Annotated in this window: 16 protein-coding genes, 1 tRNA gene and 1 other RNA gene; 7 read left to right on the forward strand and 11 right to left on the reverse strand. The window is 39.2% G+C overall.

The window, feature by feature from the left end:
* Window positions 1–48 precede the first annotated feature (48 nt).
* Both ffs and fsa read left to right on the forward strand, forming a co-directional pair.
* Window positions 49–148, forward strand: an RNA gene (ffs, locus tag IZT61_RS01895) — signal recognition particle sRNA small type.
* Window positions 149–240: 92 nt separating this feature from the next.
* Window positions 241–900, forward strand: a complete 660-nt coding sequence (gene fsa, locus IZT61_RS01900; RefSeq protein ID WP_196099520.1) for a fructose-6-phosphate aldolase — start codon at window positions 241–243, stop codon at window positions 898–900.
* Between the two features lie 474 nt (window positions 901–1,374).
* On the opposite strand, the gene IZT61_RS01905 is transcribed toward fsa, so the two are convergent.
* The 3 genes from IZT61_RS01905 to IZT61_RS01915 all read right to left on the reverse strand — a co-directional run bounded on the left by IZT61_RS01905 (window position 1,375) and on the right by IZT61_RS01915 (window position 4,500).
* A complete protein-coding gene (locus IZT61_RS01905; RefSeq protein WP_196099521.1) occupies window positions 1,375–1,881 on the reverse strand; it encodes a D-glycero-alpha-D-manno-heptose-1,7-bisphosphate 7-phosphatase in 507 nt (168 codons plus the stop codon).
* Between the two features lie 130 nt (window positions 1,882–2,011).
* Entirely contained in the window at window positions 2,012–3,298 is a 1,287-nt protein-coding gene (locus tag IZT61_RS01910) for a sugar MFS transporter (protein WP_196099522.1), read from the reverse strand.
* Window positions 3,299–3,381: 83 nt separating this feature from the next.
* The gene (locus IZT61_RS01915) at window positions 3,382–4,500 is read right to left on the reverse strand and encodes a formylglycine-generating enzyme family protein (RefSeq protein ID WP_196099523.1); all 1,119 of its coding nucleotides are present in this window, start codon (window positions 4,498–4,500) and stop codon (window positions 3,382–3,384) included.
* Window positions 4,501–4,681: 181 nt separating this feature from the next.
* Between IZT61_RS01915 and IZT61_RS01920 the strand changes: the two genes are divergently transcribed.
* The 4 genes from IZT61_RS01920 (at window position 4,682) to IZT61_RS01935 (ending at window position 7,447) form a co-directional block, all read left to right on the forward strand.
* A tRNA-Lys gene (locus IZT61_RS01920) sits at window positions 4,682–4,754 on the forward strand.
* 247 nt (window positions 4,755–5,001) lie between these two features.
* A complete protein-coding gene (locus IZT61_RS01925; RefSeq protein WP_196099524.1) occupies window positions 5,002–6,210 on the forward strand; it encodes a site-specific integrase in 1,209 nt (402 codons plus the stop codon).
* A 74-nt stretch (window positions 6,211–6,284) separates the two neighbouring features.
* Window positions 6,285–6,785, forward strand: coding sequence for a DUF6922 domain-containing protein (locus IZT61_RS01930; protein ID WP_196099525.1), 501 nt, complete (start codon window positions 6,285–6,287; stop codon window positions 6,783–6,785).
* Entirely contained in the window at window positions 6,743–7,447 is a 705-nt protein-coding gene (locus IZT61_RS01935; protein WP_196099526.1) for a nucleotidyl transferase AbiEii/AbiGii toxin family protein, read from the forward strand. Before IZT61_RS01930 ends, IZT61_RS01935 begins: the two co-directional genes overlap by 43 nt.
* A gap of 141 nt (window positions 7,448–7,588) precedes the next feature.
* Here the strand turns inward: IZT61_RS01935 and IZT61_RS01940 are convergent, their stop codons facing one another.
* The 8 genes from IZT61_RS01940 to IZT61_RS01975 all read right to left on the reverse strand — a co-directional run bounded on the left by IZT61_RS01940 (window position 7,589) and on the right by IZT61_RS01975 (window position 11,849).
* Entirely contained in the window at window positions 7,589–7,903 is a 315-nt protein-coding gene (locus IZT61_RS01940) for a hypothetical protein (protein WP_196099527.1), read from the reverse strand.
* A 16-nt stretch (window positions 7,904–7,919) separates the two neighbouring features.
* Complete coding sequence (locus tag IZT61_RS01945) at window positions 7,920–8,234, reverse strand: hypothetical protein (RefSeq protein WP_196099528.1); 315 nt, start codon at window positions 8,232–8,234, stop codon at window positions 7,920–7,922.
* A 10-nt stretch (window positions 8,235–8,244) separates the two neighbouring features.
* Window positions 8,245–8,652: a hypothetical protein gene (locus IZT61_RS01950; RefSeq protein ID WP_196099529.1), complete on the reverse strand. Its 408-nt coding sequence runs from the start codon at window positions 8,650–8,652 to the stop codon at window positions 8,245–8,247.
* 122 nt (window positions 8,653–8,774) lie between these two features.
* Window positions 8,775–9,446 (reverse strand): EF-Tu C-terminal domain-related protein, encoded by a 672-nt coding sequence (locus IZT61_RS01955; protein WP_196099530.1) that lies wholly within the window; start codon window positions 9,444–9,446, stop codon window positions 8,775–8,777.
* Between the two features lie 168 nt (window positions 9,447–9,614).
* Window positions 9,615–10,166, reverse strand: a complete 552-nt coding sequence (locus IZT61_RS01960) for a hypothetical protein (protein ID WP_196099531.1) — start codon at window positions 10,164–10,166, stop codon at window positions 9,615–9,617.
* A 3-nt stretch (window positions 10,167–10,169) separates the two neighbouring features.
* Entirely contained in the window at window positions 10,170–10,634 is a 465-nt protein-coding gene (locus tag IZT61_RS01965) for a DUF4265 domain-containing protein (RefSeq protein ID WP_196099532.1), read from the reverse strand.
* A gap of 51 nt (window positions 10,635–10,685) precedes the next feature.
* Window positions 10,686–11,510 carry a hypothetical protein gene (locus IZT61_RS01970; protein WP_196099533.1) on the reverse strand — a complete coding sequence of 275 codons (825 nt, stop codon included), beginning with the start codon at window positions 11,508–11,510 and terminating at the stop codon, window positions 10,686–10,688.
* A gap of 75 nt (window positions 11,511–11,585) precedes the next feature.
* Entirely contained in the window at window positions 11,586–11,849 is a 264-nt protein-coding gene (locus tag IZT61_RS01975; protein ID WP_196099534.1) for a helix-turn-helix domain-containing protein, read from the reverse strand.
* A gap of 361 nt (window positions 11,850–12,210) precedes the next feature.
* On the opposite strand from IZT61_RS01975, the gene IZT61_RS01980 reads away from it, so the two are divergent.
* The gene (locus IZT61_RS01980; protein ID WP_196099535.1) at window positions 12,211–13,122 is read left to right on the forward strand and encodes a HEPN domain-containing protein; all 912 of its coding nucleotides are present in this window, start codon (window positions 12,211–12,213) and stop codon (window positions 13,120–13,122) included.
* Window position 13,123: the final 1 nt, after the last annotated feature.

A 13,123-nucleotide genomic window follows, 5' to 3' on the forward strand; every position in this document is an offset into this window, starting at 1 on the left:
TTAGAAAAATGCATTTTGCAAAACAACATCTTTTCCTACCTTTGTGACGGGCAAGTCTTTTACGACCAGCTCCCTTTGAACTCCCCCAGGATGGGAACATAGCAAGGGTAGAAGGTTGTAGCGGTGCGATAGAAGGTGCTTGCCCTTTTTTTTTACCCCCTAATCCCCTGAAGGGGGAAGCATTAAATTCGTCAGGGTTCCCGAAAGATAACCTAATAATCATTTTAAGAATTTAAAACCATGAAATTTTTTATTGACACAGCAAACCTCGACCAAATTAAAGAGGCGCATGATCTTGGCATTTTAGATGGTGTAACTACCAACCCGAGCTTAATGGCTAAAGAAGGCATTACCGGCGAGGAAAACGTAATTAACCATTACAAAGCCATTTGCGATATAGTTGAAGATAACGTAAGTGCCGAAGTTATTGCAACCACATTTGATGAAATTGTTAAGGAAGGTGAAGCTTTGGCAGCACTAAATCCTAAAATTGTAGTGAAAGTGCCGATGATTAAAGACGGCGTTAAGGCCATTAAATATTTCTCATCAAAAGGCATTAAAACCAACTGTACATTAATTTTTTCTGCCGGGCAGGCACTATTGGCAGCTAAAGCTGGTGCAACTTATGTTTCGCCGTTTTTGGGTCGTTTAGATGATATATCAAGCGATGGCCTGGTGCTAATTGAAGATATCAGAACGATTTTTGATAACTACGGTTACGAAACTCAAATTTTGGCCGCTTCTATCCGTGGTCCGTTGCATATTGTAAATTGTGCAAAACTCGGTGCTGATGTAATTACTGCTCCATTGGCTGCTATTGTTGGCTTATTGAAACACCCGTTAACCGATACAGGTTTGGCAACGTTTCTGGCCGATCATGCTAAGGCAGCGGGGAAATAGTCTTTAGTCCAGAGTCCTCAGTCGGGAGTCTCCGGATATGAAGCCCTAATTTTTGAGTTGAATTTTCAGCTTGGAGATTAGGGCTTTTTCTTTTCACTTCAATTACTCGTCATCTCGACCGTAGCGGAGAGATCTTTTTACTAGCTGACAACTTTACGGAGAACTCTTGTATGTTATGTAGATTGCAAAGGGTGATTACATTTTATGAGGGAATTTGTTTGTTTGGAGAGCAATTACAGTGCACATCGGTTGCTTCTGCCCCGCTTTCCATTATAGCTCCGATTGAAGGAATCGGAGGCTGCCATTACAATCGGGTCTAAATCGGAATGGTAGTGTAAGCGATGCGTATAAAACTACCCGTCATATCAAATGCCGATTTTTCATCGGCGGAGATATCATTTGCCCTTATGCAGTAGCGCTGATCAAACAGATTTCTCCGTTACGCTTCGCTCCAGTCGAAATGACGGAAAGACTTCAGACTAACGACTCACGACTCAAAACTTCCTTAATTTTATCGTAACTGATCTGCTCATCAGGTTGAATTAATATTCCTTTCACTCCTGCCCCATTAGCGGCCTCAACGTCTCGGGGCTTATCGCCGATCATTACCGATTGTGCAGGGTCAATTTCGTACATATCAATGGCATCTAAAATCATTCCCGATGCAGGCTTGCGGCATTTACATTCGCCACCAACGGTTGGATGGTGCGGGCAGTAATAAAATCCTGCAATATCGGCCCCCTTGGCAATAAACGCATTTCGCAGCATTTGATGCATAATCGCCAACTCTTGTTCACTGTATCTCTTTAAAGCAATACCGCCCTGGTTGGTAATTACTATTAAAAGGTAACCTTCATCGTACAGTTTTTTTAAAACCGGAATCTGATAATCAAGAATTTTGAAATCTTCAACGCGGCAAATGTAATCGTAGATCTCGTGATTCAGAACGCCATCGCGATCCAGGAAAATAGCTTTATTCATTTTGTTGAGATATGAGATATTAGAAATGAGAAGTCACTTTCCTAATCATGCGCCAAAATAAGTGAAAATTTATGGCAAAAGAAAGCCCAATCTTTACAGACCGGGCTTAAGGGTGTATTGATTTTTTGGATTACTTTAAGTTCAAGCCTACTTTGTGACCTTTTATTGCAAAGTAAAGAATGTATAAATAGCATGGCAACACGGTTAACAGATAGGCCATTTGAAAGTTGATATGTAACTTTTCGTTTAAAAATGCGTACATCAACGGCATTATGGCGCCGCCGGCAATACCCATAATCATAATTGCCGAACCAATTTTGGTAAACTTGCCCAGGTGGCTGATTCCCAGGGGGAAAATTGCCGGCCACATTAACGAGTTCGCCAATCCTAACAAGGCAACAAAGATCACTGCAAACCAGCTGGAAATAGCAAAAGATAACACCGTAAACACGATACCTAAAATTGCGCAGATGCGGAGTGCCTTTTGTTGTGATATATACTTTGGAATGGTTGCAATGCCGATAATGTAGCCTACCAACATACTAAACAGCGTAATAGAGGTTAATTTTCCGCTAATTTCTGCACTGATGCCGAGCTCCCTGCCGTAGATACCGATAATATCGCCCGCCATTACTTCGGCGCCTACGTAAACAAAGATGCAAAGCGCCCCTAAAAACACATGTGGAAATTGAAATATGCTGGTATGTTTTACAACAGCGCCCTTGGTTTCATCAACAACATCTTCCTCAACTTCCACTTCGGGCAGGTTGGTAAACTTAATAAGCAAAGCAAAAAGGGAAAAAACAATGGCCAAAACAATGTAAGGCATATTTACTCTTCCTAAAACATCATTAAGTAATTGCTCGTGTACGGCTCCGGTGGCGGCTTTTATTTGTTTTTCTACTTCCGAAGCATTTTTTAAAAACAGCGTGCCCATAATCAAAGGCACAATCATTCCTGCAAATTTATTGCAGATGCCAGCTATACTGATGCGCTTTGCTGCACTTTCTATCGGCCCGATAATGGTTAAATAAGGATTTGATGCCGTTTGAAGCAAGGCCAATGCGGCTCCCTGAACGAAAATTCCGGTGAGGAATAAGCCAAAAGTTCTGGTTTGGGCAGCGGGGATAAAGATGAGCGAACCCAAGCCAAGAATCAACAAACCTAAAATAATGCCATTTTTGAAACCTACTTTTTTAAGTATCCATGAGGATGGTAAGGCTAAAAAGAAGTAAGCCATGTACGAGGCAAAGGTTACAAAAAACGCCTGAAGATTTGTTAATCCGAAAGATAACTTGAAGAAAGGAATTAAAGTACCATTTGCCCAGGTTACAAAGCCAAAAATAAAAAATAGGGCGCAAATAATGATAAGGGGTTTTAGGCCCTGCCCCTGGCCTGGTTTTGTTGTCGATTGCATAAAGTTTGGTTCGGTTTAATTGTTAGGACCAAACTAAGCAAATATTTCAAGAAATATGAGGTCAAACGTTTGCGTGATTTTTACTAATTTGAACTTACGCATCTAAAACCGGTATGTTCGAGGCCCGTATCAGTTGAGGTTTTCATTCTCGAGGTTACCCTATACCCTTTACAGTACGAAGCATTACACATAAAAGAACCGCCTCTAACTACCTTTTTGGGTACGGTTGGTTCCATTGGGTCGTAACTATCGGGTGGCCCCTGTGGGTTGGTGCTTAATCCGTTCAGTGTGCTGTAGTAATCGGGTCGGTACCAGTCGCTACACCACTCCCAAACGTTTCCGGCCATATCAAACAATCCGTACCCATTCGCTTTAAACTGCTTCGTGGCGGCCAGCCCGTTAAATTTATCCCAATCTGTGTTCTTAACCGGAAAATTACCCTGCCAGGTGTTTGCTTTTGCTTTTCCTTTCTCAATATCTTCGTTGCCCCAGGGATAGAGGTTATCTTTCAAACCGCCCCTTGCGGCATATTCCCATTCTGCTTCTGTTGGTAATCTTTTTCCCGACCACTTGCAATACGCCAGCGCATCATCCCACGATAGGTGTACAACGGGGAAATTTTCTTTCCCTTTAATGTCGCTCTTTGGGCCATGTGGGTGCTTCCAATTGGCACCTTTTACCCAGCGCCACCATTGCGAAGCATCATTTAAGCTGGTTACCGACTTCGGCTGATAAAATACTAAAGAGGCTGCTACGAAAACGCTATCGTCGGGCTTGGGCGTTCCGGGCGGCAATTGCTTTTTCATTTCTTCCCAATCGGGCTTGCGCTCGGCTGTGGTAACATAGCCTGTTGCATCAACAAATTTCTTGAAGCTGGCGTTGGTCACTTCGGTAGCATCCATCCAAAAGGAAGCCAGTTTTACCCGGTGCTTTGGATACTCATCCTCCCGCCCTTCTTTATCTGATGCGCCCATCGTAAACTCGCCCCCCGGAATTAAAACCATACCATCGTGACTTACGGCATTGCTTGCAAAACTCGATGTATCTTTGACGGCTCCGAACCGTTTTGGCAAATTTTTCTCGCACGAAGCCATAGAATCTTGCTTGAACTTTGCCTCTGCAGCGGCTTTTTTGGAATCTGAGTTACACGAGAACAAGAAAAAAAGTGGCAAAATAGCGCACGATAGGTTGATTTTCGACATGAAATGATCTTAATAGTAGTTGCTAAATTTATCAATTATGTTTAAAAAAGCGAAAGGAAAAATTAATTCGCCTATAAATCAATATACTATGACATTTCCAGAAATTTTATTTGCACGCAATTGTTGTTAACCCTATATTTGCACCACTTTAAAGGAAACGGATATTGTTTCTGATAAAGAAGATTCCGTAGCTCAGCTGGTAGAGCATTACACTTTTAATGTAGTGGTCCTGGGTTCGAATCCCAGCGGGATCACAGAAGATAGTATCAAAACTACGTAAAAGCTTGCAAATCAAATGATTGCAAGCTTTTTTGTTTTAGTAGAAAAACCAAAATACTCACCGAATCTCATATTAAAAGTGTGTGATTCGGTGAGTAATTTAGGTACCAGAAGTACTCACCGAATTATACATAACCACTTGTTTAGCAAGTCGTTCGGCCATCGAACATCTTGACGTTTTCAGACTGCAGGGCTAATTTTGTTAACCTTAATTCAGTTTATATGAAGACTAATTTTAGCCTGCTTTTTTATCTTAAAAAGCAGAAAAACTATCGTGGCGGCCATGTCCCAGTTTATCTTAGGATAACTGTTGGCGGAAAAAGGGCAGAAATGACCAGCGGGCTTGAGTGCGATCCTGAAAAGTGGAATACCAAATCAGGCAGACAGGATGGAAAAAAGGAAGATGTCAGAAGCTTTAATGCTTACCTGGACAATCTCCAGGCAATGATCAACCAGGTTTACAGGGATCTTTTTGATGCAGGTGAAATTATTACCTCCGAAAGAATTAAGTGCAAATTTATCGGGCGGGAAGTCCGGAAGCATACCTTGATGGAAGGGATCAAAATACACAACGAAAAGATGGAAGCCCTAGTTGGACGTGAATACGCCATTGGTACTTTGAAGCGCTTTCAGGTCTTGGAAAGGCATCTTGTAGCTTTCATGAATGAAAAATACAAGATAACAGATATCAACATCAAAAATATTAACCATGCGTTTATAAGAGATTTTGATTTTTTCCTGAGGTCAGTAAACGGTTGTGCCAACAATACCACAGTAAGGTATCTGAAAAGTCTTGGTAAAATCCTACGTATTTCTTTGAGCTTAAAATGGATAGACAGCGATCCAATGTTTGGATACAAACTAAAGAGTAAAAACGTAGAGCGTTCATTTCTTACAGAGGATGAATTAACTAAAATTTCAGAAAAGCAGTTCTTAACCGAGCGACTGAGTCAGGTACGGGACGTTTTTATCTTTTGCTGTTTCACGGGACTTGCTTATTCTGACATAGAAAAGCTGAGCTTATCTAATATTAAAACAGGTTTAGATGGCAAAAAATGGGTTTATATAAACAGAACCAAGACGGGAACGCGTTCTGCTGTTCCCCTATTGACTCCTGCAATCGCAGTATTGGAAAAATATATCGATCATCCCTATTGCATCACCAAAGACAGAGCATTGCCAGTCTCGAGCAACCAGAAGATGAATGAGTATCTAAAAGAAATTGCTACTGTGTGCGAAATTGATAAACCCTTAAGCTCACATATTGCAAGGCATACATTCGCTACCACCGTTACCCTTCTTAATGGAGTGCCAATGGAAAGCGTATCGAAGATGCTTGGACATACCAATATCAGGACTACCCAGATATATGCAAAGGTCTTGGATATAAAGGTAAGTGCAGATATGGCGATTCTAAATGATAAATATTAATAGACAAATAAACAACAACTGACAAATATTTAAAAATATTAGGCATTAGTTCCTGTTTTAGTTAAATTTGTAGGATGTCAAAGGAATTGAACAAAAGAGTAATCGTTGTGCACTGGAAAAGATTTGCCAGTACGGATATCGATGTGTTTTCAAGTCTGAAGGGATTTTGCGACAGCTACCCAACCTATAACTATCATACATTGAACAACTATCTTTCCAAAAAAAAGGTTCCGTTCGAAAACGATGAAATCAAGATTGAAAGACAGCCACTGATACAAAAGATCAGAAGACCCGACCTTCCAAAGGTACTGTTCTGGGACTTTGATTTCGAAAAACTGGACTGGAACAGGAGTTACAAAACCGTTATCGAACGGGTGCTTGATAAAGGCAATACAATGGATTGGGAAGAGATGATCAGGTTTTATGGTAGAGAAAACGTAATCCGAGCCCTCAATGAAGACATCACCTATCTTTCTGATATGACCATGGAGGCCGTTTGTAAATATTTTCAGTTGAGCAAAGAAAAACTCAGATGTTACACAAAGAAACAGTTACACCAGGGACACTGGATCTAATCCAGACACTGATGCAAGACCATCAGCTCAACTCCTTTTACCTTGTTGGAGGTACCGCACTATCTTTAAGGATTGGCCACAGGGAATCCGTAGATATCGACCTTTTCAGCTCGTCAGACTTTGATGGTGATGGACTCGCTGTACATTTAAGGAACAGCTATGGTGCGGATGTAAAACGCCACAAGGGCAATTATGTAAGTGGTAGCATTGGCGAAGTTGATTTTGATTTTATCTCGCACAAGTATCCATCTATCAGACCAATAGAAACAATCGAAGGCATAAGGATGATGTCCAATCAGGATATATCTGCCATGAAGATCAATGCAATTGTGAATAGCGGACAAAGGATCAAGGATTTTATCGATATGCATTACCTGTTAATGGAAATGCCTTTAGATGAAATATTGGATTACTACTGCCAGAAATATCCAAATGTCGACCCTAACACTGCTAAGTCGTCTCTAATGTACCATAACGATATCGACTTTAATGTTCCCGTAAAACTGATGGATGGAAAGCTAAAATGGCAGGATGTGCAGGGAAGTATTTCAAAGGCGGTACGTGAATATACCAATCTACTAGAAAGCAGGGAATTGTACCGTAAGCTTCAGGAAACAAAAAATAGCCAGAAAAACGATCGTGGCAGAGGAATGAGTCGCTAGATTTATACAAATACCAGGGATAGGTTATCACAATTCGTGATAACCTATCTTAAGGTACCAAATTGGAACCTTAAAATATGAAGGTATTTTAATTGGCTCATTATTGGTTCAGATACAAAATGAGTTGCGGTTGATGGAGAGCTATTTTCCTTTAAACGTTTTTTTATCCAACTTTAGAATTCCCCATTTTAATTCATCAGGAATGTTTGTCCAAATAGTTTTATCACTCAATACCAGCTTGTAACCACATTCATCATTTACTACAGCTACAATATGAATATACCAATCAAGATAAGTCAATTCTCTCGGTTTCGGTGAAAAAAGGAAAAGTCCGTTTGCATCCCAATGTACTTCTGTGGCTGTTCTATAAATGAGATCAAAACGAGCTATTGAGGGTTTTATGCACAGCCTTTCTTCGATGTCTATTCCAATCTCTGATATTTGGTCAATTTTCATAGGTAAACTACAGTAATTATTTGCCACTTCTAAAAATCGATAAATCCAGCCCAGCCGATTCAACTTTTAACTCATTGAATTCTGCGGAATCAATAACCCCTATGCCACCTGCGGGATTTAGTTCTGTTCCATTTTCTAAGGTAATTCTAAAATTAAAATCTTCAATATTGGAAATGCCTTTCAACTGAAAATGTTGTTGAACGGTTAGTTTGTATTTTCCGTAATTTTCATTAGTAATTAGTTCGCCCGATATCGCTCCCATACTTTCATCAATTACTTTGAAATCAACTTTACCAATCTTATCATTGTCTATGTATAGATAACATTTCATATGGTTATTTCTATCGTTCTTTATATACAATCTTCACTCCATCTATTTCATCAGCTTTTTTAAATGCCCTCAATTTTGAATCAAATGAGATTTCCAAAGTTTTTTCACTTAACCAGGTTAAGTTTATCGCATCTGAATCCAGTTTTGCAGAGTTATGATCAGAATCTACGATAAAAACATTTCCTGACTCCGCCTCGGTTAATTCAAAATCTGCATTTTCCAGAATTACATGTAAGGAATTATCAGTTGTTGCGTTCCCATCGTTCATAAACACCATGGCTTTTTTTGTTTTCTTATGATTATAAACCTCTTTCAAGAGCGTAAGAGGACTGTCTTTGAAAATCGTAGCACATGAAATAAAGCAGAATGCAAAAAACAGCATTATGAAATGTTTGGCTGATTTATACTTAAATAACATATAATTTATGTTTATAGTGGCTCTAACAAAGCGTGGTTAATTGGAAACAATTATGATTTACCACTGATTTTTTATCATTACTCTCTTAGGGACACGAAACCCCGCCATCTGGGTAGGTGCTGTTACCAGTTGGCTTTTTCAAGTTTGTCATTTACGATATATTTTATTTCTCCTGTCCCAATAACTGTCTCACCTTCTCTAAATTCAAACTCCATTCCTTCTGTCAGACAACCCGAAAAATAGTCTGGTGATAATATTTTAATTTTTGCGTTAACTGTGTCACCAGGAAAAACAGTTTCCTTGTCAATAAAAGTTTGTTGTCCTGATGTCTGCATTTCTATCAAGTCAAACTTTATTTGTGGTCTGTAACCGCTTTTAGCTGGAGTCTGTCTACCACCTTGTTCTGTTGTCCTATATTTCAGTTGTGCAATAAAGTCAGTCCTTTTAAATTCCTGTTCATAGAAATTAAGAATATTTTTTAATATATTATCGAAGTTACTTTCATTCCAAAATCTTCCCGAAGTGTCAATGACTTCAACTATTGAACTGCCCGCTTCAACCTGCCAAGCATTTTTTCCATTAAACTTCTTTAGTTGTATTTTCTCAATTGTCAATGGTGAGCCGAAATATTCTTTAAGTTCTTTGTCAAAGTCTGCAATTTTGTACTGGTCTTGTGTCGGCCAGTCGTTCATTGCATTTAAGAAGAGAACCGCGATTTCCTTCAGTTTGTGATCTGTCTGGTCTAGGTCAACCAAACTCCAAAGTGTCGAATATGTCTCAATTTTGTTGTCCAATGTATTCTCCTCTTAAGCCTACCAGTAACTTATATATACCAGGCGTAAACATTCTCCAATGCAGCTGTAAGCAGTGGTATTTGCGCCATAAATTTGCTGGTTTTGTATTGCTAATATATTAATTTATAGCTAAGCATATGACTTGTATATCTTTTTTGTTTTGGGTGCTCATATAATCTTCTTTTCAACTGACATACTTATCCAATAAATTCCCATCTGTCCCCTGTTATCCATTACGCCTTTTGGCAACTGATTTTTAGGACAGCTTAAAATGGAAGTATCTACCCCTTTTACAAATGCAGTTAAGGCTTCAAGTTTATTTTCTGAAAATGGAAGTATCGTGTAGTCCCAACTGGAATAGAAAGACAACATCCACTTAAATTCTGAATCGATTTTTCCATCGATTAAATATTGATCTAAAATGGAATATGATTCAGATGCGGTTGCATTGTCAAGATCTTCAATTCCTGTATAACAACTCGGCTCTACCAGAGCGTACCAATTTAAAAATATCAGCCGCTTTAAGATTTCAAGCTTTATTGTTTCTTCATCAATGCGGGAATAGAGTTCAAGATAAGATTTATGGATATTCCGATATTGCTCAAATATTCCTTCCGCGGAAAGTTTTTCGGTTAAAAAGTCCATCGTTCCATTTTGAGACTCGGCATAATTCCAAATTTCTACTTCTTTATCGGATAAAAAATCGATTTCTGTTTTCATAATTTACTCCAACCCGTGCTTTTTAGATAAACAGGACTCTGCATAACCGATAATCCCAGCATTTTGCAGCTCCGTTAGCCTATTCTGTACAGCTGAATAGTCCAGACTACTAGGGACATCAATTACAAAATATCCTTCATTATACTTTTCGCTAGTGCAGCCAAGCGAGTCAAACATTTCTCTAATTTCATTTGTATCAGTGCCAGAATCCAATATTACAACCTGAACAGTAGAATTACCAGACGCTTCAACTGTGTTCCTGTAGGTTAACCGTTCTTGATCTTCATCAAATTCTGCATAAATAATATCATCAGCCGCGACGTCGGGAGCATAAAAGGGAATACTGTCCAATTTGTAAAGGCCTTTTTCTTTATCAATTACTACAGCCCACATTGTCTCGATGGTTTCTTCATCAAGGACATCACTGTGAAATTGGAAAAGTATTTTTTCGTATTCTTCTTCTGCCATTTTAAAAGAGGTCAAATATTTATTACTTAATTTAGGGTTCAGCAAGTTTGGTTAAATGTATCTATTGTTCTGCAGCCACGCGATTGCTTTATTTGTTACCAATCCTTCTATATTATCTTTGGTAGCCTCTGGAACATAATCTTGATAATTCTCGCCATAGTCTAAATCGCCCCACGCCCAGTACAGTAGATAAAAATCGAAAATTGGTTTTTCATAATCAAAAGCCAGACCTGTCGAATACAAAGCTTTTAGATTGCTTTTAACATCTATCGATTTAGCCATTTTTTCAATGAAAGTTCTACAGTACCCAACAATTGCTTCTTGTTCTTCTGGCAACACGATAACAAGCTCATTAAATGAAGAGAGTAGATATTTTTCTGTTTCAAAAAAGTTTGCTGGCTTAGAAATACCTGCTAAGATCAGTAAAGACGGTGTTTCGTAACCAAGCGACAACATTTCAACAGCCCAGTCGATGGATTGATCGATATCGAAATCTTTAAGATATCGATATGCAAGTATCTTGCTTGTCAAATCACTTGTGCGCATTGGTAGTTGAGCATTCTGTTTTAATGAATTGTAAAATCGTTCTACGATCCAATCAAGTTCGGCTTGTTCACATGCATATTTGCTAATCTGTCCGTAAGCTGTATATGGTGAAATATTAAACCCATCTTCGATATCATTATAAAAAACTACTGTATTCCCGAAAACTGCGACAACCCAAAATCCTCCACCCTCAACTCCATATTCTGTTTCGTGCCATTTTTGAGGTATAATTTTAATCAGATTCCAGAAATTCAGCAACTCACCGTCAAGTTTTAATTCAACACGTGAAATGCATTCTTTTAATTCTGTTAATGAAATCGGTATCCACATTCTAAATGTCGTAAACTATATTGATGCCAATAGTTGCAGAATTGGTGGCATCACCTTTTAAATAATTTATCTCCATTATTTTGATTGTTCAATTCCATCATAGTCTTCATTAAAAAATTCGCTCAAACTCACGCCAAAACAATTTAAGATGTTGATCAATGTGCCAATTGTGATATTGGTATTACCTGCCTCATATTTACCGTACTGCGAACGGTTCAGGTTGTTCTCATAGGAAAACTTATCTGGACTAGTATAACCTTTAGATTTGCGGAGGGCTTTTAGTCTTAAGCCTATTTTCCTCAATTCCTTTTCGCTTGTTAGAAGATTGCCTTTTGCCATGAAATAAAGTAACACAAATACTCCATTTTAACACACTCCATAAAAAGAGTATTTTTATTTGGAGTATTGCAAATAACTGATTACCTTAGGGTATTGGATAATCGGAATATATAAGATTAAACAACGACAAAATATTAATGGTCTTGCGGTTGCATTTCTGAAGCCGTAGCGCAAGACAGCAGATTACCCAGCCTATTTATTAATATGCTATATTTGCGTATTCCTAAAATAGGTGCGGGACTGCTGTACACTCGTGTTACGTAAGGCTTCAGAAACTTTTATGCAACCACGAGATGCAGTTCCGCACCTATTTCTGCATCTCCAAGACTCATTTAAACGCTACTAACTAAATGAGATCAATATGGAACCAAAAGTATCACCAGAAGCCGAACACGCTGTCCATTTTAGGGAGTTTATCCATCGGATCGCCCAGAAGTTCGAACCACTCCAGATCTTCAGCTTTTCGCAGAACAGCTACACTCATAATTCCCAAGGCTGCTTTAATGACAATCAAGGCTATTTTAAATGTGACCATTGCCTATTGGTGGTTACCGAAACGGCAACCCGAGTTGATTACGAAATGCAGGATTTTGCCAACACCTATTATCAGCATGGAACGATTACGGTGATCTCCCACGGCCGGCAATCCCTTATCGACGCAGTACAGCAAAATAGCCGCTTTTTTATCGGGGTGCTTACCTATGGAAAACTGCTCTATAGTAATGACGGGCTGTTAGACAGTGATCCAATAGCTGCGTTTATCCCCACAATGGCCGCAATAAAGGCGCTTAGACATTATCAACATCGCATACCACTGGCTGACGGATTTCTAATGTGCGCATCCGAATGTCTGGAGAAGGAACAGTTCGGGATTTGTGCCTTTATGCTCCATCAGGCTGTAGAACAGACTTGTATCTGTCTTGTGAGGGTTAACATTGCTTACCGCTCGGAGTTCCATAACCTTTACCGCCTGCTCCGTTTGTGTACTTGCTTTTCCGAACGCCCTTTTCAACTTTTCCTGTCCACTCCCGAAGATGAGCGCTTATTTGATGTAATGGCAAAAAGTTATTCTGGTTCACGTTATAAAGATGATTTTACGGTTTCCCGGCAGGACGCGGAACGTCTTTATCAACGGGTAGCATCTTTTCTTTTGTTGGCAAAGGAGATGTGCAACGAGAAAATAGAACTGCTTGCTAAATCGGCATCAGATTATGCGGTCTTAAAAAACGCCGATGATGTACAGATCGAAAAAATATTACAGACCAATACTTGAA

It is taken from the genome of Pedobacter endophyticus (genome assembly GCF_015679185.1).
Taxonomy (GTDB): Bacteria; Bacteroidota; Bacteroidia; order Sphingobacteriales; family Sphingobacteriaceae; genus Pedobacter; species Pedobacter endophyticus.